This window comes from Limnohabitans sp. Jir72, assembly GCF_003063575.1.
Classification (GTDB): domain Bacteria; phylum Pseudomonadota; class Gammaproteobacteria; order Burkholderiales; family Burkholderiaceae_C; genus Limnohabitans_A.
Window position 1 is genome coordinate 485,049 of record NZ_NESC01000001.1, and the last position, 22,610, is coordinate 507,658.

Annotated in this window: 23 protein-coding genes, 1 other RNA gene and 1 riboswitch; of the genes, 7 read left to right on the top strand and 17 right to left on the bottom strand. The window is 58.2% G+C overall.

The window, feature by feature from the left end:
- Positions 1 to 3: 3 nt before the first annotated feature.
- Positions 4 to 1,866, bottom strand: coding sequence for a TonB-dependent receptor domain-containing protein (locus tag B9Z52_RS02025; RefSeq protein WP_108412175.1), 1,863 nt, complete (start codon positions 1,864 to 1,866; stop codon positions 4 to 6).
- A 68-nt stretch (positions 1,867 to 1,934) separates the two neighbouring features.
- Positions 1,935 to 2,182: riboswitch (cobalamin riboswitch) on the bottom strand.
- A 73-nt stretch (positions 2,183 to 2,255) separates the two neighbouring features.
- Here B9Z52_RS02025 and B9Z52_RS02030 point away from each other — a divergent pair.
- The 4 genes from B9Z52_RS02030 (at position 2,256) to B9Z52_RS02045 (ending at position 3,866) form a co-directional block, all read left to right on the top strand.
- Positions 2,256 to 2,486, top strand: coding sequence for a DUF904 domain-containing protein (locus B9Z52_RS02030; RefSeq protein WP_108412349.1), 231 nt, complete (start codon positions 2,256 to 2,258; stop codon positions 2,484 to 2,486).
- On the top strand, positions 2,483 to 2,812 hold the full coding sequence (locus tag B9Z52_RS02035) for a cell division protein ZapA (protein ID WP_108412176.1): 330 nt from the start codon (positions 2,483 to 2,485) through the stop codon (positions 2,810 to 2,812). The genes B9Z52_RS02030 and B9Z52_RS02035 overlap by 4 nt, the downstream gene beginning before the upstream one ends.
- Before the next feature lie 34 nt (positions 2,813 to 2,846).
- A non-coding RNA gene (ssrS, locus tag B9Z52_RS02040) (6S RNA) lies at positions 2,847 to 3,027 on the top strand.
- 23 nt (positions 3,028 to 3,050) lie between these two features.
- Positions 3,051 to 3,866, top strand: a complete 816-nt coding sequence (locus B9Z52_RS02045) for a sulfite exporter TauE/SafE family protein (protein WP_108412177.1) — start codon at positions 3,051 to 3,053, stop codon at positions 3,864 to 3,866.
- 18 nt (positions 3,867 to 3,884) lie between these two features.
- Here the strand turns inward: B9Z52_RS02045 and B9Z52_RS02050 are convergent, their stop codons facing one another.
- The 3 genes from B9Z52_RS02050 to hemN form a co-directional block, all read right to left on the bottom strand.
- Positions 3,885 to 4,610: an SIMPL domain-containing protein gene (locus B9Z52_RS02050; protein WP_108412178.1), complete on the bottom strand. Its 726-nt coding sequence runs from the start codon at positions 4,608 to 4,610 to the stop codon at positions 3,885 to 3,887.
- Positions 4,611 to 4,688: 78 nt separating this feature from the next.
- Positions 4,689 to 5,366, bottom strand: coding sequence for a sulfite exporter TauE/SafE family protein (locus B9Z52_RS02055; RefSeq protein WP_108412179.1), 678 nt, complete (start codon positions 5,364 to 5,366; stop codon positions 4,689 to 4,691).
- Between the two features lie 47 nt (positions 5,367 to 5,413).
- Positions 5,414 to 6,796 carry an oxygen-independent coproporphyrinogen III oxidase gene (gene hemN / locus B9Z52_RS02060; RefSeq protein WP_108412180.1) on the bottom strand — a complete coding sequence of 461 codons (1,383 nt, stop codon included), beginning with the start codon at positions 6,794 to 6,796 and terminating at the stop codon, positions 5,414 to 5,416.
- A gap of 208 nt (positions 6,797 to 7,004) precedes the next feature.
- On the opposite strand from hemN, the gene fnr reads away from it, so the two are divergent.
- On the top strand, positions 7,005 to 7,727 hold the full coding sequence (fnr, locus tag B9Z52_RS02065) for a fumarate/nitrate reduction transcriptional regulator Fnr (protein ID WP_108412181.1): 723 nt from the start codon (positions 7,005 to 7,007) through the stop codon (positions 7,725 to 7,727).
- A gap of 28 nt (positions 7,728 to 7,755) precedes the next feature.
- Here fnr and B9Z52_RS02070 read toward each other — a convergent pair whose 3' ends face one another.
- The 9 genes from B9Z52_RS02070 to B9Z52_RS02110 form a co-directional block, all read right to left on the bottom strand.
- Positions 7,756 to 8,052 (bottom strand): hypothetical protein, encoded by a 297-nt coding sequence (locus B9Z52_RS02070; protein WP_108412182.1) that lies wholly within the window; start codon positions 8,050 to 8,052, stop codon positions 7,756 to 7,758.
- 21 nt (positions 8,053 to 8,073) lie between these two features.
- Positions 8,074 to 8,340, bottom strand: coding sequence for a nitrogen fixation protein FixH (locus B9Z52_RS02075; protein ID WP_108412183.1), 267 nt, complete (start codon positions 8,338 to 8,340; stop codon positions 8,074 to 8,076).
- Between the two features lie 22 nt (positions 8,341 to 8,362).
- Positions 8,363 to 9,829, bottom strand: a complete 1,467-nt coding sequence (gene ccoG, locus B9Z52_RS02080) for a cytochrome c oxidase accessory protein CcoG (protein WP_108412184.1) — start codon at positions 9,827 to 9,829, stop codon at positions 8,363 to 8,365.
- Positions 9,830 to 9,887: 58 nt separating this feature from the next.
- Positions 9,888 to 10,802, bottom strand: coding sequence for a cytochrome-c oxidase, cbb3-type subunit III (ccoP, locus tag B9Z52_RS02085; RefSeq protein ID WP_108412185.1), 915 nt, complete (start codon positions 10,800 to 10,802; stop codon positions 9,888 to 9,890).
- Positions 10,803 to 10,838: 36 nt separating this feature from the next.
- Positions 10,839 to 10,979, bottom strand: coding sequence for a cbb3-type cytochrome c oxidase subunit 3 (locus B9Z52_RS02090; RefSeq protein WP_108412186.1), 141 nt, complete (start codon positions 10,977 to 10,979; stop codon positions 10,839 to 10,841).
- 12 nt (positions 10,980 to 10,991) lie between these two features.
- The gene (ccoO, locus tag B9Z52_RS02095; protein ID WP_108412187.1) at positions 10,992 to 11,618 is read right to left on the bottom strand and encodes a cytochrome-c oxidase, cbb3-type subunit II; all 627 of its coding nucleotides are present in this window, start codon (positions 11,616 to 11,618) and stop codon (positions 10,992 to 10,994) included.
- A 13-nt stretch (positions 11,619 to 11,631) separates the two neighbouring features.
- Positions 11,632 to 13,068 carry a cytochrome-c oxidase, cbb3-type subunit I gene (gene ccoN / locus B9Z52_RS02100; protein WP_108412188.1) on the bottom strand — a complete coding sequence of 479 codons (1,437 nt, stop codon included), beginning with the start codon at positions 13,066 to 13,068 and terminating at the stop codon, positions 11,632 to 11,634.
- A 71-nt stretch (positions 13,069 to 13,139) separates the two neighbouring features.
- Positions 13,140 to 13,277, bottom strand: a complete 138-nt coding sequence (ccoS, locus tag B9Z52_RS02105; RefSeq protein WP_089960903.1) for a cbb3-type cytochrome oxidase assembly protein CcoS — start codon at positions 13,275 to 13,277, stop codon at positions 13,140 to 13,142.
- Between the two features lie 10 nt (positions 13,278 to 13,287).
- The gene (locus tag B9Z52_RS02110) at positions 13,288 to 15,684 is read right to left on the bottom strand and encodes a cation-translocating P-type ATPase (protein ID WP_233251774.1); all 2,397 of its coding nucleotides are present in this window, start codon (positions 15,682 to 15,684) and stop codon (positions 13,288 to 13,290) included.
- A 61-nt stretch (positions 15,685 to 15,745) separates the two neighbouring features.
- Here B9Z52_RS02110 and B9Z52_RS02115 point away from each other — a divergent pair, with 61 nt between their 5' ends.
- Together B9Z52_RS02115 and B9Z52_RS02120 are read left to right on the top strand one after the other, a co-directional pair.
- Entirely contained in the window at positions 15,746 to 16,189 is a 444-nt protein-coding gene (locus B9Z52_RS02115) for a universal stress protein (RefSeq protein ID WP_108412189.1), read from the top strand.
- A gap of 94 nt (positions 16,190 to 16,283) precedes the next feature.
- Positions 16,284 to 17,591: an ABC transporter substrate-binding protein gene (locus B9Z52_RS02120; protein ID WP_108412190.1), complete on the top strand. Its 1,308-nt coding sequence runs from the start codon at positions 16,284 to 16,286 to the stop codon at positions 17,589 to 17,591.
- A gap of 64 nt (positions 17,592 to 17,655) precedes the next feature.
- Here the strand turns inward: B9Z52_RS02120 and B9Z52_RS02125 are convergent, their stop codons facing one another.
- The 4 genes from B9Z52_RS02125 to B9Z52_RS02140 form a co-directional block, all read right to left on the bottom strand.
- Complete coding sequence (locus B9Z52_RS02125; protein WP_108412191.1) at positions 17,656 to 19,218, bottom strand: malonyl-CoA synthase; 1,563 nt, start codon at positions 19,216 to 19,218, stop codon at positions 17,656 to 17,658.
- 65 nt (positions 19,219 to 19,283) lie between these two features.
- Positions 19,284 to 20,279 (bottom strand): tripartite tricarboxylate transporter substrate binding protein, encoded by a 996-nt coding sequence (locus B9Z52_RS02130; RefSeq protein ID WP_108412192.1) that lies wholly within the window; start codon positions 20,277 to 20,279, stop codon positions 19,284 to 19,286.
- A 44-nt stretch (positions 20,280 to 20,323) separates the two neighbouring features.
- On the bottom strand, positions 20,324 to 21,808 hold the full coding sequence (locus tag B9Z52_RS02135; RefSeq protein ID WP_108412193.1) for a malonyl-CoA decarboxylase: 1,485 nt from the start codon (positions 21,806 to 21,808) through the stop codon (positions 20,324 to 20,326).
- A complete protein-coding gene (locus B9Z52_RS02140; RefSeq protein WP_108412194.1) occupies positions 21,805 to 22,509 on the bottom strand; it encodes a GntR family transcriptional regulator in 705 nt (234 codons plus the stop codon). Before B9Z52_RS02140 ends, B9Z52_RS02135 begins: the two co-directional genes overlap by 4 nt.
- Positions 22,510 to 22,610 lie beyond the last annotated feature (101 nt).

Consider the following 22,610-nt stretch of genomic DNA (forward strand, 5'->3'; position numbering starts at 1 on the left):
CGATCAAGATTTGAATTTCCAACTCAGACCCACATAGGTGGTTCTGGGCAGTTGGTTGTAGCCATAAGCCGTCTGATAGTGGCTGTCGGTGGCGTTCTCCACACGACCAAACAAGGTCCAATCGCGGGTTAAAGCATACCGAGCTGTCAAGTCCAACAAAACATAGCTGGGCAACTGTGGCTTGCCATCGATGTCGGGGCGAGCCCCCGTATAACGGACGCTACCGCCCAAGGTGAGCAAACCCATCGCTTGCGACACAGATGCAGACGCCAAGGTTCTGGCCCTGCGCACCAGTTGCTGCCCCGTGGATTCGTTGATCGGGTCCTGTACGGTCAAGCTGGCGCGCAGGTCTGTGGCATGGATGCGGCCGCTGTAACTGGTCTCAAGGCCCTGGTTTTTAACGCTGCTGACATTACTGAATTGCCAAGTGCTCATGTCATAGAGTAACAAGTCCTTTGTTCGCGTATCGAACAAGGTCGAACGCAGGCGATGCACCCCATTGGCCCACTGCACACCCACTTCATTGGTGGAAGCACTTTCAGGGCGCAGGCCGGGATTGCCGCTGTAGGGGTCAAACAGGTAGCCCAAGGGAGGCACATTGAATGCGGTGGCATGGCTTGCAATCAGTTTCCATTGCGTATTCAGGTCATAGCCGTAGCCCAGATAGACCGAGTCCTTGCTGACTAATCCCTGCACACGGTCATGCCGTAGATTGAACTGCGCACTGTGGGCTGCGCGCGTGTAAACAAGCCCTCCAAAAACCGCATTGGCATTGCGTTGGCGCGTCAACTCATTGACCCCATCCGTTCCTGCATCAATGCCTTGAATTTGATGATCCACGCCACCTGAAAGAATCAGGTCCGGCAAACTGACCTGATGTGTCCAGGACAGCAAGCGGGTGCGGGTTTCAGCCTGCGTGGTGAAAGAGTAACCGCCGACGGTGTCGGTTGTGTTGCGCTCCTTAGCGTCAGAATAATTCAGTCGACTGGTCCAGATCGGGCTAAGCTTGCCTGACCAATAGACGGTGTTGCTGTCAATGAGGGTAGTGCCCTTGTGCACATCGGTGGGTGCGGCATAACTGCCGGTCACATCGTAGTCAAAGCGGCCATTGAAATGTGTAGAGCGCAAGCCGATTTTATGGTCCGCACCCAAGTCATAGCTCAGGTGTACGCTGTGGCTGTCATTTCGATAACCGTCGGTGTCAGGGTTGGCATTTTGGGTTTGCGACAGGTTGGCGGCATTGATGCCCCGAGTCGACAAAGTGCCCAGAGAGACGGCATAAGCGAAATCGCCCTGCTTGCCCTGGGTGCCCAAATTCAGTCGCGAGGTGCGCAGCGAACCCGCTTCAGCCGTAACAAAAGCTGACTGGCCTGTTTGACCTTGTCGCGTGAAAACCTGGATCACACCACCCACAGCACCGCTGCCGTGGATGGCTGAAACGTTGCCGCGCACAATTTCAATGCGGTCCACCTGGTCGAGCATGATGTGCTCTAAGCTGACCGCGCCTGTGGTGTCCTGCTTCGTCATGGGCACGCCATCGACAAGCACCAGGACTTGCAGGGAAGCGGCACCGCGCAAGAACGCTGTGGACTGGCTGCCGCGACCGCCTGACTGCGTGAATTGGAAACCCGCCTCGCGGGCAAGCAAACTGGACAGATCTGTCAATTGGGATTGCTCAATTGCATCGCGTCCAAGTACCGTGGTGTGAGGCAAGACGTCGGTGAGAATTTGCTCGGTACGACTGGCCGTGACCACAACTTGGTTCGTTTGGGCCTGAGCCCAAACAGCCGAACACGTCAAAGTCAAAAAGGAAATTGCAGGCACAGCAGAGCGAAGAGCGTGCGCACGAAAAGTACTGATTTTCATGAAAAACTAACAAGTCAAAACGCCCTCACCGCCTTCCCCGACAGTGCATGGGCTTTACAACCTGTCTTGCGACAAGTCACCTTGTTGGCCGGTATCCGGGCTGACAGAGCGACCTTCATCACCTTCCCGGCGGCCTGTTTCAGGGTCACCAGTGGTTTGAGATGAAAGCGGAGTCTTCACGCGAGTGGAGACCCGTCTGCTTACCGTTGCGGGGGCAGCGCAGGTTAGGTCGGCCGTGGTGGCTTGTCCCTCCTGCTTCCCGTTGAACTGCGGGCCGTGAACCGGCTTCGCGAGCACCAACTGCAGGCTATTTTAGGCGGCAAGCTGTCAGCCAGCCTACAGGGGTGGTCAAGGCCTACAATGGCATTAATTTTGTTAACTTGATTGCCATGGCCCAACCCGACACCATCGATCAGATTGCCGAGCGTGTGGATCACTTGTTGCTTCGTCATGAAGAGTTGCAACGCACACATGTTTTGCTGACCCAGCAAGTTCATGCGCTCACGCTGGAGCGCGATCAGCTCAAGTCCCGCTTGTCGGCTGCACGGGCCCGGGTGGACTCCCTGATCGAGCGCTTGCCGCAGGCATCTGCTTCCGCTACGCCAGAGGCTTCCCAATGAGCGCCAAACAAATCGAAGTCCAGATCATGGGCCAAAGCTACATCCTGGGCTGCCCCGAGGGCGGTGAGATGCGTCTGCAATCAGCTGTGCAAAAAGTGGATGCGGCCATGTGCAAGATTCGCGATGCCGGCAAGATCAAGGCCCGTGACCGCATTGCCGTGTTGGCCGCCCTCAATCTGGCATTTGACCAAGGTGAAAGCGCCGCTGCTGCCCCCAGTGCGGCGGCCACACCGACCGACACCACCACGCCCGAAAGCCAGGACCGCCTGAGCCAACTGTTGCAAAGGCTGGACCGGGCGATCGAATCCGACGGTCAATTGCTCTGAGCTCCGCACGCAGGCCTTCAAGGGCCTACAATCCGGCTGTCTGCGGTGCGCGCCGGGCTTTATATTTCCTTGAACCAATGCTCATAGAGCACGGGCTTGGTACATTGGCTGGTGAGCGTGATCGTCTCGCGTCAGATGAACCCAACGCCAGTCTGCCCTCGCCCACCTGAACCCCCGGTTCAGGATGACGGTCCGGTGGCACTCGCAGACACCTTATTCACTCGCTCCGACTTTCATCATGATCATTGAACCAACGCTGCTGGCCGAACTGGCCGTTCTGGGCCTTTGCACAGGTTTTCTGGCCGGTCTGCTCGGCATTGGTGGCGGCATGATCATGGTGCCCTTCCTCACCTATTTGCTCGGACAGCGCGGCGTGGGTCCTGACCTGGCCGTGAAGATGGCCATTGCCACCTCGATGGCGACCATCATCTTCACTTCGGTGTCGAGCGTGCGGGCTCACCACAAGAAAAAAGCTGTGCGCTGGGATCTGGTCAAAGGTCTGGCACCGGGCATCGTGATCGGCAGCCTGATCGGGAGCATGGGCATTTTTGCATTCGTCAAAGGCGCGTCGCTGGCCTTGTTCTTTGCCGCATTCGTGGGTTTCTCTGCCACGCAAATGTTTCTGGACAAAAAACCTGCACCTACCCGCCAAATGCCTGGTTTTACCGGTCAATTGGGGGCCGGCGGCTTGATAGGTTTGTTGTCGGGTCTGGTTGGTGCCGGTGGCGGCTTCATCAGCGTGCCCTTCATGACCTGGTGCAATGTGGCCATTCACAACGCGGTGGCCACCAGTGCAGCCTTGGGCTTTCCGATTGCCCTGGCCAACGTGGCAGGCTACATCGTCAGCGGTCAGAACGTGCAGAACCTGCCTGACTCTTCGTTTGGCTACCTGTGGCTGCCAGCGCTGGTGGTCATTGCCGTGTGCAGCGTGACCATGGCCCCTGTGGGTGCGGCCACGGCACACAAACTGCCCGTCAAACAGCTCAAGCGCGTGTTCGCCACCATCTTGTATGTGCTGGCTGCCTACATGCTCTACAAAGGCCTGAGCGCCTGATCCGCTTGGCGTCTGCGCTCATTTGAGCTGGATGCTGCCCGCAACATTGACCACCACACGGGATTGCCCTGCCTGCGCAGGAACGGGCGTTGGGGAAGGTGCCGCGTCCATCTGCATCGAGGCCATGCGCACCTGAGGCGGCTCAGCCGATGTCTCCTGATTGGTGACATGCACTTCGCGCAGACCGTAAGTGCCAAAGCCAAAGCTGGAGGCCAATGCACTGGCCTGCGCTTGGAATTGCGCCACAGCCTGGCCCTGAATGCGGCTTTCGGTCTGGCGCTTGAGTTCAGGACTGACTTCCCAATGCATTTGGCTGACAGTCAGGCCCTGCACGCGCCCGGCCACAGCGGTGATGCGCTCCACATCGCGGCCCTGCAACAGCAATTCAGCCACGCCCGTCCAGCCATTGGTTTTGCCATCGCGCCCATAACGCGGAGAAATAGACAATTGGCCCGTGCTGACGTCCAGCAAACCCGCTTGAGCAGAACCTTGCGCCAAGGCCAATGCCGACGCTAACTGCGTTTTGATCTGCTTTTGAACGGCGGCGGCATCGGTCCCTTCTTTTTGCACAGCCAAGGTCATGACCAGCCAATCTTGTGTGACTTGCGCTGAAGCCGATGCGCTCAAATGCACAATTTGAGAAGAACCCGCAGGTACATCCTTGGTCACTGCATTTTGTGCCTGGGCTGTGATGCTGGACAACGCCACAATGATTGCGGCAGACAAACTGTTGAAATTTCGCATGAACACCTCGATGAAATGAGGTGGCCATTGTCAGCGCCCAGTGGCTGTCAACGGGCCATCAGACACTTCGACGTCGTATCAGGGTGTAACGCACCATGGCGCTTGGTCGTGTACCAAGCCCATCCACAAAGCCCAAAAGGACAAGCCCACCAGGGCCAGACCGGCCACGCGCACACCCCACGCGCCATCACCAAGGGATTGCAGGCGCAGCAACAACCAGGGCCCTGTCCACAAACTCAAGCTCGAACCCAAGGCGAAAAGAGCCATGCTGCTCGCGCCATTCAAAGGATCGCCCGCCAAAGCGGCGACCATCAAGGCGGAATAGAGCAAGCCGCAAGGCATCAGTGCCCACAAAAGTCCGACCAGCAATGGCGCGACTGCGCCCGAGCGCTGATGAAAAGCACGAACACGCGCCCACAGTCTGCGGGCCCCTGCTTCGAGCCACACCGGCTGGCGCGCTTGCACCACCAACACCAACCCCAAAGCGATTGCCGACAGATGCAGCAAAGTCCACAGGGGGCGCAAAGCGGCAGACTGTGTGGTGAGCCAGCCCAGGCCTTGCACGCTGTATGCCGCCGCTGCCCCGAGCAGCGAATACCCCATCCAACGGCCCACCTGAAAAGCCCAAAGCGCACGCAAGCGATGCTCACCTGCCGCCTGACCCAATCCTGCGCAAGCAGCACCACACATGGCCACGCAGTGAGGGCCACCCAAAACGCCCATCATCAAGGCCGTGATGGCCAGAGAACTTTGCATGCGTATTCCTTGTGCACACCTGTGCAAATCACAAGGCCGATCCTAGCTCAGATGATTTTGGAAAAGCGGGCCCGATTGCGGTCGGCTTGCAGGTAGCGGTCAAACACCATGGCCACGCCGCGCACGAAGAACCAGCCCATGGCGGTGACCTGGATGCCCGCATCGTTCAACTGCACCAAGCCCTGGTCCTGCATGCCCTGCAGTTGCGACAACTCAGCAGCAAAGTATTTCCTGAAATCCACCAACCAAGCCAAATTGATGGACTCGAACTGCAACTGCCCTTGACACATCAAGGCCATGATCACGGCGCGGCGGATCAGGTCGTCACGCGTCAGCGCCAGGCCACGGACCACGGGCAAATGCCCTTGGTCGAGCAAATCGCAATACTCTTCCATGGTCTTGGCGTTTTGGCTGTAAGTGGCACCCACGCGCCCGATCGAAGACACCCCCAAAGCGATCAGATCGCAATCGGCTTGGGTGCTGTAGCCCTGGAAGTTGCGGTGCAGCCGGCCTTGCCGCTTGGCCACAGCCAAAGCATCGTCGGGCAAGGCAAAGTGGTCCATGCCGATGTAGACATAGCCGGCCTCGGTGAAAGCATCCAGTGAGCGTGACAGCATGGCCACTTTGGCGCCGCCAGAAGGCAGTTCGGCGGGGTGGATGCGCCGCTGTGGCTTGAAGCGCTCGGGCAAATGCGCATAGGCATACAAAGCGATGCGGTCCGGGCGCAATTCGTTGACCTGCGCCAAGGTGCGTTCAAACGACTCTGGCGTCTGCAAGGGCAAGCCATAAATCAAGTCGACGTTCACCGATTCAAAACCCATTCGGCGCGCAGCGGCCACCAGGTCAAACACCTGCTGAGCGGGTTGCACGCGGTGCACCGCTTTTTGCACAGCCGGATCAAAGTCCTGCACGCCAAAGCTCAGCCGGTTAAAGCCCAGCTCGGCCAACACGGCCAAGCGTTGTTCATCGACGGTGCGAGGGTCGACTTCGACCGAATACTCGCCACCGGGCACAAACTCAAAATGCCGACGCAGCATGTGCATCAATTCACGCAACTCGTCATCGCTCAAAAAGGTGGGCGTGCCACCCCCCAAGTGCAGCTGACTGACCGACTGGCCCGTGCCCAGGTGGGCCGTGTGCAACGCCACTTCACGCGTGAGGTAACGCAGATAGGTGGCCGCCCTGTTTTTGTGCTTGGTGATGATCTTGTTGCAGGCGCAGTAGTAGCAAAGCGACTCGCAAAACGGGATGTGCACATACAAAGACAAAGGCGTGGCCTTGCCCATTGAACCGTTCTTGCGCTGGTCCAGTGCTTGCAAATAATCGGCTTCGCCAAAGGCCTCCACAAAGCGATCAGCCGTGGGGTAGGAGGTGTAGCGAGGCCCCGGGACATCAAATCGTGTCAACAAATCAGGCGTGATGAGGGACATGAGCCCACCCTTTAATCAAATCGTGTACAGAACGTTGCGTACTTTGCCTGCAAGCGTTGCACCAAGTATTGACGGAGGTCAATCTTTCTAATGGTTAACTGTGATTCTTGACCGTTTCCGGGTACACCGCTGTGAGCAGCATAAATTTCGTATTAAGCTCAAGACTTGATCCAAGGCAAGAACCGTTTTTCCTCAACGAGATAGCACCATGAATCCCCAAGCCATCAAAGTCGCCTGCTCCAACTGCAACCTTCGCGAGTTGTGCATGCCCGTTGGCTTGACCGATCAGGACCTGACCCGACTTGATGATCTGGTCGCGGTGCGGCGAAAAATCAAACGCGGCGACACCTTGTTCACCAATGGCGAAAAGTTCACGTCCTTGTATGCCATCCGCACCGGTTTTTTCAAAACCTGCCTGGCCACTGAAGATGGACGCGACCAAGTCACTGGTTTTCAAATGGCTGGCGAGATCATCGGCTTGGACGGCATCGTGAATGACCAACACACCTGCGATGCGGTGGCGCTGGAAGATGCCGAGGTCTGCGTCATGCCCTTCGACCGGATCGAAGAGCTGTCACGCGAAATCAATGCCCTGCAGCACCATGTGCACAAGATCATGAGCCGAGAAATTGTGCGTGAACACGGCGTGATGCTGCTCTTGGGCAGCATGCGGGCTGAAGAACGCTTGGCGGCTTTCTTGCTCAACCTGGTCCAACGTCTGCACGCTCGGGGGTTTTCGCAGTCAGAACTGGTCTTGCGCATGACGCGCGAAGAAATCGGCAGCTACCTGGGCCTGAAGCTGGAGACCGTCAGCCGCACATTCTCCAAGTTTGTGGAAGAAGAGATTGTGGAAGTCAAACAGCGCCATGTGCGCATCTTGAGCACCGAAGGTCTTCAGCGCCTGGTCAATCACCAAGCGCATTGCGAATAAGCAGACCTGCCGCAGCGGCAAGCTCAGATCAACAGCAACCGGAGCCGCCTTGAGCGCAATCAGCAGGACGCTGATCAGGCTCCACCGGGCACCGGTTGACCTCAAATGGCGACATCGACAGCAAGGTCGTGAGGCCACTGGAGACCATGGTGAGCGCCCAAAAAGCAAAGAAGGACAAGGTGTATACCCCTTGACGTGAGAGCGCCAAGGGGTGGCCAAACCACTCTAGGCTTTGTGGGTCGACCATCCCGAACACCAGCACTTCAAAAAGGCCCGCCACCAAAAAAGCGGGCCACGCGATCCACATCATTCTTTTTGCCAACATGTTTGTTTCCTGCAGTGCCCTTCAGGGCTTGTTCGTTGATTTGGCAGCGGGCAACTCACCCGTGGCGGCATGGTTGCGCGCTTGAATCGCTGGTGCCAGCGCATTGCCTGCACCCGACTCAGACTCAGACGCCTGCGAATGGGTCAGCACCGGATCTTGCCCGTTTGCGGCCAGATAAAAGGTCACAAAGCTGGCGATCACCACCAGCAAAGGGCCGGCAATGACCATCCAAACGTGGCCATACGACCACCACTGGCGGCCCGTCATTTGAGAAGATTGTGTTGTCATGATTTAAGCCTTTACTCCAGCATCAACGAGGGACCAGGAAAACAGATTTTTCCTTCAATTGACTGACCGACTGTCCTTGTTCATCCGATGCCTGGATGTCGAATTCAATGGGATGCGAGCCTGGCTCGGCTGCGTCGTAGGGCAACTGCACCCGCACCGACACCCAAAGGGATTCGGTGGATTTGACCAGCACATCATGCTCTGTGGCCAATTCAAGGCCATGCAGACCTTCCACACTGAGGCGGTAGTTCATGGGCTTTTCAGCCGCATTCATGATTTGCAAGCGGTAAACGTTCTCGATCTTGCCCCCGGCCACAATGCGTGCCAACGAAGCTCGGTCACGCACCACGTCCACCTTGAAAGGTTTGCGCAAACCCAAACTGGTCAGCAAGGCCACCACCACCAAGGTCAAAATGCCGATGTACAAGATCACGCGCGGACGGAACACATGGCGAAGGGTTTGTTCCTTGGTCCATTTGTTTTTCATCGCGTGTTCGGTGGAGTACTTCACCAAGCCACGGGGGTAACCCACTTTGTCCATCACGGTGTCGCACACATCGGCGCAAGCGCCACAGCCGATGCATTCGTATTGCAGCCCTTTGCGAATATCGATCCCGGTCGGGCACACCTGCACGCACAAGGTGCAATCGACACAAGCGCCCAGGCCCAGGGCGGCCGGATCGGCTTTTTTGGAGCGGGCACCACGGGGCTCACCGCGCTCGGCGTCATAAGTGACGATCAGGGTGTCCTTGTCGAACATGGCACTTTGAAAGCGGGCATAAGGGCACATGTATTTGCAGACCTGCTCACGCATGAAGCCTGCATTGCCGTAGGTGGCAAAGCTGTAGAAGAAGACCCAGAAAATCTCCCAGGACCCCATATTGCCCAGGAAGAACTCCATGCCCAGTTCCTTGATGGGCGTGAAGTAGCCCACAAAGGTGAAACCCGTCCAGATCGACAAACCCAGCCAGACGATGTGCTTGTAGATTTTCTTGACCAGCTTTTCGAGCGACATCGGCGCCGCATCGAGTTTCATGCGGGCGCTGCGGTCGCCCTCCACCTTGCGCTCGATCCACAAGAAAATTTCGCTGTACACCGTCTGCGGGCAGGCATAACCACACCACAAACGCCCGGCAATGGCCGTGAACAGGAACAGCGAGAACGCCGAGATCACCAAGATCGCGGTCAGGTAAATGAAGTCCTGCGGATAGAGGACCAAACCAAAAATATAAAAACGGCGTGCCCCCAAATCGAAAAGCACCGCCTGACGTTGACCCCACTCGATCCAGGGCAAGCCATAAAAAACCAGCTGCGTGAGAAACACCATCGCCCAGCGCCACTTGGCAAAAATGCCTTGCACGCTGCGGGGATAGATTTTCTGGGTCGCGGCATACAGCGACACCATCTGCACGTCATCCTCCGCACCCGAAGACTCGTTCACCGGAACGATGGGCACCACCTTGCGGGGAGGGTTTTCTTGAGTGTCCAAAACACGTACCTTCAAAAAACAAGACACCCACTGGGGGTGCCTTGGTTCAGTTCACAGCTTATTTGGTTGCAGCTGGCTTGTTGGACAAGCCCCACACATAAGAAGCCAACACATGGATCTGACCTTCGGTCAGCTTGGAAGCCTGGGCAGGCATCTGGTTGACCTTGCCGTTGTTGATCATGTTGACGATGGCGTTTTCGCCCCAACCGTGCAACCAGATGTCATCGGTCAGGTTGGGCGCGCCCAGGGCTTGGTTGCCTTTGCCATCCATGCCATGGCAGGCTGCGCAAGCACCGAACTTGGATTTACCCAGCGATGCACGCAGTGAATCATGGGGGCTGCCCGACAGGCTGAGCACATAGTGGGCCACATTGCGCACATCTTCAGGCGTGCCCACCGCTGCGGCCATTGGAGGCATCTGACCGATGCGACCTTGCACCAAGGTTTCCTTGATTTTCTCGGGTGCGCCGCCATGCAACCAATCTGAATCGGTCAGGTTGGGGAACCCCTTGCTGCCGCGAGCATCAGAGCCGTGGCACTGTGCGCAGTTGTTCATGAACAAGCGGTCACCGATGGCCATGGCCTGAGGGTCTTTGGACACTTCTTCTGCAGGCAGACCTGCAAATTTGGCGTACAAAGGCGCTACTTCGGCGTTGGCTTTGGCCACCTCAGCGTCGTACTGACCGGCAGAGGTCCAGCCGAACTTGCCAGCGTTGTGACCCGCGCCGGGGTACATGGCCAAATACACAAAAGCAAAAACGATGGTGATGATGAACAGGCCCACCCACCAGCGTGGCAAGGGGTTGTTCATTTCTCGCAAATCACCATCCCAGACATGGCCGGTGGTGTTGTCGTTGGCCGTCATGGCCTTGGCTTTGCCACTGAACCACAGAAGGATCAGACAGGCAATGATGCTGACCAGCGTGATGCCGGCCACATACAAGTGCCAGAAATTGCTGATGAAGTCACTCATTTCGATTCCTTTAATTTGTTATGTGCTGAGGACAATTCAGTCTTCCTGACGAAACGGCAGTTGTGCGGCTTCGTCAAAATCGGCTTGGTTACGGCGTGACATGGCCCACCAGATGATGCCCAGGAAGATGGCAAAAGTGAGCACAGTCACGATGGCGCGCAGAGTATTGATGTCCATGGCTTGCTCCGTTTACTTGCGGTGGATGCCCATGCCCTGCAGGTAGGCGATCACGGCATCGAGTTCAGTCTTGCCTTTGACGTCGTCTGTGGCCTTGGCGATTTCCTCGTCGCTGTAAGGCGCGCCCAATGTGCGCAGACCTTTCATGTGAGCGGGCAAGCTGGCTCCGTCCACAGGGTTCTTTTCGAGCCATGAGTAGGCGGGCATGTTCGATTCAGGCACCACGTCACGCGGGTTGTTCAAGTGGATGCGGTGCCATTCGTCGCTGTAACGGCCGCCCACACGCGCCAGGTCAGGACCTGTGCGCTTGGAGCCCCACTGGAAGGGGTGGTCGTAGACAAACTCGCCAGCCGTGGAGTAAGGGCCATAGCGCAGCGTTTCAGCACGGAATGGGCGAATCATCTGCGAGTGGCAGTTGTAGCAACCTTCACGCACATACACGTCACGACCGGCCACTTGCAGCGCGGTGTAGGGTTTGAGGCCCTCCACAGGCTGGGTGGTCGACTTCTGGAAGAACAGGGGCACGATTTCCACCATGCCACCGAACAGCAACACGATGAGGATCAGCACGATCATCAAGAAGTTGTTGGTCTCAATTTTTTCGTGGGAGAGACCGCCCGATTTTTGGTTTTCAGACATGTTTCATTTCTCCTCAGGCGTGGGCTGTCAAGCTAGGAATCTGGACTTCGACGGAACGACCTTGTGTGGCCGTCTTGATCGTGTTCCACAACATGATCACCATGCCACCCAAGTACAACAAACCGCCCACCAAACGCAAGACATAGAACGGGAAGGTGGCTTTGACCGACTCGACGAAGGTGTAGGTCAAGGTGCCGTCGGCGTTGACAGCGCGCCACATCAAGCCCTGCATCACACCGGCAATCCACATGGCCGCGATGTAGATCACGATACCGATGGTGGCGGTCCAGAAGTGGATCTCAATGGCTTTGACGCTGTACATCTTTTTCTGGCCAAACAAACGGGGAATCAGGTAGTACATAGAACCCATGGTCACCAGACCCACCCAACCCAAAGCACCCGAGTGCACGTGGCCCACGGTCCAGTCGGTGTAGTGGCTCAGCGCGTTGACGGTCTTGATGGACATCATCGGGCCTTCGAAAGTCGACATGCCGTAGAACGACAAGGACACGATCAGGAAACGCAGGATCGGGTCGTCACGCAGTTTGTGCCATGCGCCGGACAAGGTCATGATGCCGTTGATCATGCCGCCCCAGCTGGGTGCCAAGAGGATCAGGGAGAAGACCATGCCGATCGACTGGGTCCAGTCGGGCAAGGCGGTGTAGTGCAGGTGGTGAGGACCGGCCCACATGTAAGTGAAAATCAGCGCCCAAAAGTGCACGATCGACAGGCGATACGAGTACACGGGACGCTCAGCTTGCTTGGGGATGAAGTAATACATCATGCCCAGGAAGCCTGCGGTCAAGAAAAAGCCCACCGCGTTGTGGCCATACCACCACTGCACCATGGCGTCCTGCACACCGGCATAGGCCGAGTAGGACTTCATCATGCCCACAGGCAGTGCAGCACTGTTGACCAGGTGCAGCAGGGCCACAGCGATGATGAAGGCACCAAAGAACCAGTTGGCCACATAGATGTGACGCACCTTGCGGGTGCCCACCGTGCCAAAAAACACCACAGCAAAGGCCACCCAGACCAAGGTGATCAGAATGTCAATCGGCCACTCCAGCTCGGCGTATTCCTTGCCGCTGGTGTAACCCAAAGGCAAGGTGATGGCCGCCAGCAAGATGACCAGTTGCCAGCCCCAAAAGGTGAAAGCGGCCAATTTGTCGCTGAACAGGCGGACGTTGCAGGTGCGCTGCACCACGTAGTAGGCCGCTGCGAACAAGCCACAACCGCCAAACGCAAAAATCACCGCATTGGTGTGCAGTGGGCGCAAGCGGCCATAACTGAGCCATGGAATACCCAGATTCAACTCTGGCCAGGTCAGCTGGGCCGCGATGATCACGCCCACCAGCATGCCCACCACACCCCAAACCACCGTCATGATGGCGAACTGACGCACAACGGTGTCGTTGTACGTCGTCGCCTGCATATTGGCAAATTTCATTTTCACCTCTTCTTTTTTAAAAACTTCGTTGCGAGTTTGCCCGGGTGTATACCTATAGGACTTGATCAATATCAATCGTTTCGCAAAATCCGCTCACCCTCGGCCTCAATGTCTTCAAATTGACCCCGGTGGATGGCCCACCACAGCCCGGCCAAGATGAAAAACACCAAACCGACCGACAGGGGGATCAACAAATACAGGATGTCCATGGTTGTTCTTTCATGCTGCTGGCGTACTGGACGCCAAATCTTGGGACAAACGCAGGGCATTGAGCACGACCAGCAAGGAGCTCAGCGCCATGCCCAAGCCCGCCGCCCAGGCTGGCAGCCAGCCCATCAGGGCCAAGGGAATGCACGCCGCGTTGTACACGGCGGCCCACACCAAGTTTTGCTTGACGACCCGCAGGGTCTGACGGCTGCGCAAAAGGGTTGGCAACAAAACCTGCAGCTGCCCCCCCATGAGCACAAAATCGGCTTTGGACTGCGCCAAAGGGACTGCCTGACCCAAGGCAAATGACACATCAGCCCCCGCCAGCACCGGACCATCGTTCAGGCCATCGCCCACCATGGCCACCTTGTGACCCAGGGCTTGCCAGGCCTGCACGGCCTGCAATTTGTCTTGTGGACTGCAAGCACCACGGGCATCGTCGATGCCCACCTGCGATGCCACCTGGGCGACGGCGCTTTGGGCATCCCCCGAGAGCACCTTGAGCTGCAAACCCAGTTGCTTCAAAGCCGCAACGACCGCAGGGGCTTCTGGCCGGACTTCCTCCACCAATTCAAATGTCGCGATCCAGCCGACATCGTCGGCCAAACTGACCTGCAAATGCGTGCCTTCATAAACAGGCGCCTGGCAATGAGCGGCCGAGCCCAAACGCAAATTCAGAACTTGGCCCGAAACGGTCAGCACCCCAGACACGCCCTGCCCGGCTTTCTCGGACACTGCCTGGGCGGTCTCTGACTCCAGAGCAGAGAGGCGGTCTTCGGCCAATGCACGGCGACGGGCTTCGGACCACAAGGCCCGGGAAACCGGGTGCAGAGAATGGCGGGCCAAACTGGCCGCCCATTGCAAGGCCTGGCCTTGTGACAAGCCTTCGCGGGTGTGGATGCCCGCCACTTCAAACGCATCACGGGTCAGCGTGCCCGTCTTGTCAAAAATAACGGTGTCGATGGTCGCCAAATTTTGCAAAGCCTCAAGGCGGCGCACCAACACCCCACTGCGCGCCAACGCACCGGCCGAAGCCAACATGGCCGCCGGTGTGGCCAAAGACAAGGCACAGGGACAGGTCACGATCAACACGGCCACCGCCACCATCACGGCATGGGCAGGATCTGTCGGCCACCAGTAAACGGCCGAAGCCAAAGACGCCAGCAGAACAGCCATCAGAAATGGCTTGGCCCAGCGGTCCACCAACAAAGCCATGGAAGGCTTGGACAGCGAGGCGCCCTCCATCAAGGACACGATCTGGGCATAGCGCGTGGCCGCCCCCACTTGCTCGATCTGCACCTCGATCGTGCCGCTCAGGTTGTGGCTGCCCGCGATCACGCGATCACCCGCCTGCCGCGCCAGTGGGATCGACTCGCCCGTGAGCAAGGCTTCATCGACCTGTGTTTGTCCGGCCAGCACCAAGCCATCGCCGGCCAAAGCCTCGCCGGGCAAGACCTCAATCACATCGCCCACAGCCAGGCGGCGAATCGAAATCACATCCCATTGCCCGCCGGGCAGTCGCTTGCGCACCCTGTCGGGCAGGCGGTTGAGCACCGCCTCCAGCGCACCCGCGGTGCGGTCACGCATGCGCAGCTCCAGCCAGCGGCCCATCAGCAAGAAGAAGACAAACATGGTCAGCGAGTCGAAATAGACCTCGGCACCAAAAGGCCCGGTGGGCTCAAAGGTGCCGATGCTGCTGACCACAAAAGTGACCACCATGCCCAAGGCCACGGGCAAATCCATGCTGACTTGCCGGTGTCTCAAGTCGCGCCAGGCACTGCGCAAAAACGGGGTGCACGAGAAAAAGACCACGGGCAAGGACAAAACCCAGGACGCCCAGCGCAGCAAATGCACCATCTCGGGCGTGATGCCGCCGGGCTCGGTCACATAGACCGGGGTCGCGTACATCATCACCTGCATCATGCACAGCGCGGCCACGGCCAGGCGCCAGACCATGCGCCGAGCTTCCTGGCGGCGTCTTTCGTGGGCATGGGCGTCGTTGGCGGGGATGGCCTTGTAGCCAAAGCGCTCCACCGAACGCATCCACTCCGATGGACGGGTCAGCTCCGGCGACCACACAATGCGGCCGCGGTGGCTGGCGGCATTGATTTGCACCGCATCCACACCCGGCACCGAACGCAAGGCATCTTCCAAGGTGATGGCACACGCGGCGCAGTGCATGCCTTCAAACACCACGCTGGAGCTCCAGCAACCGGCCTGGTTCTTTTCGGGAAGGCTAAAGGCCGCCCATTCCTGCGGATCGTCCAGCAATTTCAGACGTTGCTCGTCTTTCACGGCATCTTCCACGGCTTCCTCATGCACGGCTTCGAGAGGCAGGGACGGCAAAACATTGACTTCGGTCATGTCTGAACGATAAGCCAAGGCCCTGACACGAAGCTTGATGTGCATCAAGAAGCAGGCCAGCGCAGCGATTTAAGCTGAAGTTTTCAACAACGCTGAGGAGCACCTTATGTACAAACGCATTCTTGTGGCCACCGATGGTTCCACCCTGTCCAAAAAAGCCGTGACCCATGCGATCCAGTTGGCTGCCACGTGCGGCGCCGAACTGGTCGCCCTGAAAGTCGTGCCCCGCTACCCCCAAGCCTACTTTGAAGGCAGCATCCCCTTGGCTGCCTCTGAAGTCAGCCGCATCGAAGGCCAATGGAGCGAAGCGGCCAAAGCCGCTCTGGAAGCGGTGCAAAAAACCGCCCAAGCCAAGGGCGTGGTCACCAAGGCCGTGACGGTGAAATCCGACGTGGTCTCGGACGCCATCATTGCCGCCGCCAAGAAACACCAGGCCGACCTGATCGTGATGGCCTCGCATGGCCGCAAAGGCATCAAGCGCCTGCTCTTGGGCAGCGAAACGCAACAAGTGCTGACCCACTCGCACATCCCTGTGCTGGTTTTGCGCTGACTGGAACAGGAGCCCCTCGGGGCTCCTGTGGGTGACTGGCTGCATTTGTATATAACAATAAAATAGTATTCAAATCAACGCAGCCAGCACCACTTTGAAAACAGACACACACCCCGTCGCACGCCTGCAGGCGCTCGGCAAGACATTGAAATGCGCATGGGCCCTGTGCATGGTCGGCTTGAGCTTCATGGCGGCGTGCGTCCACGCACAAGAGCTCGTGATCGAAAGCTGGCGCAAGGACGACCAAATCTTCTGGGACAAAGTGCTGATCCCGGCTTTTCAAAGAAAGCACCCGGGCATTCGCCTGAAATTTGCGCCCGAAGAAGCCCTCAGCTACGACCCCCGCTTGGACGCTCGCCTGTCCACCCGACGCGCGGGCGATCTGGTGTTTTGCCGCCCTTTTGACGGGGGCATGCGTCTGCATGCCAAAGGCTACTTGCAGCCCCTGACCGAGACTCAGCTTCAAAATTTTGACCACAACGCCCGCCGCGCCTGGACTTCGGACGATGGCAAAACAACGTATTGCATGCCCGTGGCCTATGTGATCCACGGTGTTCTTTACAACAAACAAATCTTCAAGGACCTGCAACTGGTGCCGCCCGACACCGTTGCCGAATGGATGGCCCTGCTCCAAAAAGTGTCCGACGCAGGCAAAGTCACCCCATTGGCCTTGGGCACCGCAGACATGTGGGAAACGAACCAGGTGATCTTCACGGGCTTGGGGCCGAACTTCTGGGAAGGTGAAAAATCACGGTTGGCCCTGATTCAGGGCCGCAAGAAGTTCACCGATCCGGAGTTCATCAAGGCGTGGCGCATGATGGGCCAACTCAAGCCCTACATGCACCCCCAACAAAGCGAAATGTCCAACAGCGACATCCAGATCTTGTTTGCCACAGGCCTGGCAGCCGTCTATCCCACAGGCTCATGGGACATCGATTTCCTGCGCAACACCAGCTTTGCCTACAAAAAGAAAATCGACATGGGGGTGTTCAAGCCCCCGGTGGAGACCGCAGGCCAACGCTGCCACCTGTCGGTGCACCCAGACTTTGGCATCGGCATCAACAAAAGCACCAAACACCCCGAAGCAGCCAAACTGTTCGTCGACTGGCTGGGCTCTGCAGAATTCGCCCAGTTGCTGACAGACACCCTGAGTGGTTTCTTTTCATTGTCCAAGCACAAGGTCATGGTCAATGACCCGTTGAGCCAGGAGATGTTGGACTGGCGCAAAAGCTGCGACGACACCATCCGCTTGAATGCAGAAAAGCTCAACCGGGTCTGGCCCTCGCTGGAAGAAGAACTCTGGTATGTCAACGTGAAAGTCATCAACGAAGAAATGAGCGCCGAGCAAGCTGCAGAGCACATCCAGCGCATTCATGAAAAGAACGCCTACCTGAGAAAATGATGGCGCTTGCCCCACAAAAAAGACCGCCCTCAGGCGGTCTTTTTTGTGGGGCAGTGGCCTGGCCTCAGGCAAACAGGCCCTTGTACTGGTCGCGCAGCAAGTTCTTCTGAACCTTGCTCATGGTGTTGCGTGGCAGCTCGGTCACCACAAAGCATTTCTTAGGGATCTTGAAATTGGCCAGCTTGGCTTTGAGCTCGGCGATGATGGCATCGGGCTGCACAGCAGCGCCTGGCTTGGCAATCACCACAGCCACACCCACCTCGCCAAAGTCAGGGTGCGGCACACCCACCACGGCGCTTTCGGCCACGCCCTTCATCTCGTTGATGTAGCCCTCGATCTCGGCGGGGTACACGTTGTAGCCGCCGCTGATGATCAGGTCCTTGCTGCGGCCCACAATGGTCACGTAACCGCGTTCATCGACCTTGCCCACGTCGCCGGTCTTGAAATAACCGTCTGCGGTGAACTCTTCGGCCGTCTTCTCGGGCATGCGCCAATAGCCTTTGAACACATTGGGCCCTTGGACCTGGATGCCGCCGATCTCGCCCACCGGCAAATCCACACCATCGTCGCCGCGCACGCGCAATTGCACGCCGGGCAAAGGAAAGCCCACCGTACCGCCTCGGCGCTCGGACTGCTGTCCATAGCGCTTATCTGCAGCGTAGGGGTTGGACGTCAGCATGGCGGTCTCGCTCATGCCGTAGCGCTCCAAGATGGTCTGCCCCGTGCGCTCTTGCCACTCGGTGAAGGTCTCGATCAACAAAGGGGCTGATCCCGCGATGAACAGGCGCATGTGCTTGACCGCCGCCTTGTTCAAGGCAGGCTCGGCCAGCATGCGCACATACAGCGTGGGCACGCCCATGAACACGGTGGCCTTGGCCATATAGCCAATGGCGCGTTTGGGGTCGAACTTGGCCATCCAGATCATCTTGCTGCCGTTGATCAGGGCGCCATGGATGGCCACAAACAAGCCATGCACATGGAAGATCGGCAAGGCATGGATCAGCACATCGCCATGGCCATCTGGCCCGCCGGTCGTCTTCCAGCCCCAATAGTCCTTGAGCGTCAGCGCATTGCTGAGCATGTTGCCGTGTGTGAGCATGGCGCCTTTGCTGCGCCCGGTGGTGCCGCTGGTGTAGAGGATGGCGGCCAAGTCATCGGCCTGGCGCGGCACTGGCTGGTGCTGATCGCTGTGGGTCGCCGCACGGTCAATCAAACTGCCAGTGCGGTCATCGTTCAAGGTGAACACGTGCTGCGTGCCCGCCTTGAAAGCGATCTTGCTGACCCAACCGAAGTTGGCACCACTGCACACCACCACGGCGGGCTCGGCATTGCCGATGAAGTACTCGATCTCGGCACTTTGGTATGCCGTGTTGAGTGGCAAGAACACATAGCCAGCACGCAAGGTGGCCAGGTACAGCATCATGGCCTCGACCGATTTCTCCACCTGCACCGCCACGCGACTGCCTTCGGGCAAGTCGAGCGACTGGAGCAAATTGGCCATCATGGCTGTGGCACGGTCCAGGTCGGCCCAGCTGTAATTGAGGCCTTCGTCGGTCTCGACCGCCGTGGCATTCAGGTCAGCAGGAAAAGCGGCACGCAAGGCCGAAAACAAATTGTGAGAGCTCATGGTTGTGATTCACATGCAAAAAATAAGAGATCCTGATCGCAGGTCCATGGCGGACAAAGACCCACTCAGTCGAGCTTGGCGCCAGAGGCTTTCACCACCTGTGACCACTTGGCCAATTCTTTCTTGATGAAACCATCGAACTGCGCACCGGTCAGGTTGGGGAATTCAGCGCCCTGCCCAGCCCAAACGGCCTTGGCTTCGTCAGACTGGCAGGCCCGGCGCACCTCTTCGACCATGTGTGTTTGTGCATCAGCCGGCGCGCCTTTGGGTGCCCAAATGCCGTACCAGGTAGACACGGTGTAGTCGGGCAAGCCCAGTTCGGTGGAACACGGCACATCCGGAAATGCGGGGTTGCGTTTGGTACCCGAGACCATCAAGGCTTTGAGGCGACCGCTCTTGATGTGCGTGGCCGAAGAACCCAAACCATCGAACAGCATGTCGATGTTGCCAGCGATCAGGTCTTGCAAAGCCGGGCCTGCACCGCGGTAAGGGATGTGCGTGATGAAAGTCTTGGTTTGCAGCTTGAACAACTCGCCCGCCAGATGGTGCGAAGTGCCGCCACCGGCCGAGCCGTAGTTGAAGCGTCCGGGGCTTTTCTTGACTTGGTCCAAGAAAGCCTTGAAGTCGGTGTTCTGGAATTTTTTCGGATTGACCACCAGGACTTGCGGCACGTTGGCCACCAAGATCAAGGGCACCAAATCACGCTCGAGGTCGTAGTCCAGTTTGGGGTACATGAAGGGTGCGATGGTGTGGTGCACCGCCCCCATGAAATAGTTGTAGCCATCGGGTGCCGACTTGGCCGCCACACCTGCGCCCAAGGTGCCGCCCGCGCCGCCCCGGTTGTCAATGATCAGCTGCTTGCCGGTCAGCTTGGAAAACTGTGCCGACATGGGCCGGGCAAAAGCATCGGTGCCGCCACCCGCAGGAAACGGCACGATCAGGGTCACGGGCTTGGTCGGCCATGTGCTTTGGGCCTGAGCGCCGCTCATCCCAGCCGCAGCGGCGGAGGCGGCCCATTTGAGAACGCCGCGGCGATCCATTTGAAAATTGAAAGTGCTCATGTGGGTCTCCTCTTTATGAATGGTTCACACCGAAAATTCAGGTCTCAGAAATACAGGTCCGACACCGCGTCCGACACCGGCACGCGGCCTTGCGCCAAAGCCTGGCGGTGACGGTCAATTTTGCGTAAATCGTACAGGTAATTGACCATCAGGCCATACGACTGTTTGACGCCTTTGCCGGACATGTCGGCCGCCCAGTTGATCTGCTCGACACGTGCGCCGTTGCCCAAATGGAAACGGGCCACCGGGTCGATGGGGCGCTCTTGGCTGAGTTCCTTGCCCAAGTAATGCGCTGCGCAACCGTGCAACCACTGGCGCAGAACCGATTTTTCGGGCAGGGTGGGCATCGACTCCAATGCAGACAGCACATGCTCAGCACCAGCGGGCTCAAAACTCACCGCACGGCTGAGCTGAGCCCGCATTTTCTCGGGCGTGGCATCCAGCATGCGGCCCGCATTTTTCTGCAGCCAGCCCCGAAAGCCAGGGATGGGCGACAAGGTGGCAAAGGTTTTGAGCTTGGGGAAATCCGCACGCAAAGTCTCGACCACCCGCTTGATGAGCGAGTCGCCAAAACTCACGCCCTTGAGGCCGGGCTGCGTGTTGCTGATGGAGTAAAAAATAGCGGTGGTGGCTTTGCTCAGGTCCACGGCCTCGGCCGACTCGTCCAGCAAAGGACTGATGTTGGCGGCGATCTCATGCATGAAGGCCACCTCCACAAAAATCAGCGGCTCGTCGGGCAAGCTTGGGTGGAAAAATCCGTAACAACGGCGGTCCGAATCCAGGCGGTTTTTCACATCGCCCCAGCTCTTGATGTCGTGCACCGCTTCGTACTTGATCAGTTTTTCCACCAAGCTGGCGGGCGAATCCCAGCTGATGCGCCGCAGCTCCAGAAAAGCCACATCGAACCAGGTGGTGAACAGGTTCTCCAGCTCAGCTTCCAGCGCCAGCAAGCGTTTGTTCGACTTGAGCGCGGGCATCAAGGCCTGGCGCAAGTCCACCAGAAAACGCATGCCCTCCGGGAACACCGCAAAACGTTGCAACAAGCGCGTGCGTGGCGACACCAAGGCCTTGCGCAAGCGGATTTCGGCCACGCCTTCATCCGGAGAGCCCACGGCAGCTTCGTACTGTTCGCGAGCGGCCTTCACTTTGCTGGCATCGGGTGCAAATTGCTCGCTCATCAGCAGCCAACAGTCCTGGCGCTGTTCGGGTGTGGCTTTGCTGTACCACTGAGCCACGCCCCGGGCCCGCTTGCCGCCTTCGACCTCGCTGACACTCGGGTCCACGATGGCTTGCAACTCGGTCAAGGTCCGGCGCAGCACGCGGGGCGACAAGGCTTCTTCCTTTTGGCGCAGCGTGGCGTTGAGTCGCTCACGTGAAGATCGGATCTGCCCCTCCTTGGCCGCCGCAGGTTTGGCGGTACGGGTCTCTGGCCGGCCCTCTTGTGGTGAAGCCGTGGGCTTGCCTGCTGGCGTCTTGCCTGCCGGCAGCCAGCCGGCCACTTTGCGGCCGATCCACTCAGATGTGCTCATGTTGCGTCCCCCCACTTATGGTGGTCTGTCTTAAACGCCGCGATGCGGCTTTTGCTCTGGCGGGCCAGCTGGCGCAAGGCCTCACGCTGGCGCGTCAAATGGGTCCGCATGGCCACTTCGGCACCTTCGGCATCGCGCGCTTTCAGCGCGGCAAAAATCGCCATGTGTTCGGCCAGCGACTGCGCCAGTCGCCCGGGCGCATTGAGCTGTTGCAAGCGGGCGAGTTTGAGGATCTTGCGCAAATCACCGATCACTTGAGCCAGCCATTTGTTGCCCGCGATGGCGATGACGGCCTCATGGATGGCGTAATTGGCAGCATAGTAATCAGGGATGCGGCCTTGCGCCGCGCTGTCCTTCAGTTGCTGGTGCAAAGCTTCCAGCGCCAGGATATCGGCATCGCTTGCATGCAAAGCGGCTTCGTGGGCGCAGCGGCCTTCCAGCAAAGCGATCACAGGAAAGATGTCATCCAGGTCCTGCTCGGTCACTTCGTTCACAAAGCACCCACGGCGTGGCTCATGCCGAATGAGTCCTTCTGCGGTCAAGACCTTCAAGGCTTCGCGCAAGGGGGTGCGCGAGATGGACAGCTGTTCGCACAAGCGGGTCTCGTCCACAAACGCACCGGGCGACAAATCACCCGCAAAAATCAGGTTTCGCAGCCCCTGTGCCACCTGTTCGTGCAATGAATTGACGTGTCCTGCCATGGGTCTGTTCGGGTAATTTTGTGTAATTACCTGCAATTACAACCGAAACAAGCGGTCCTTGTCGACAGGGCAAACCCCTCAAAACATCAGGAAAAACCCTG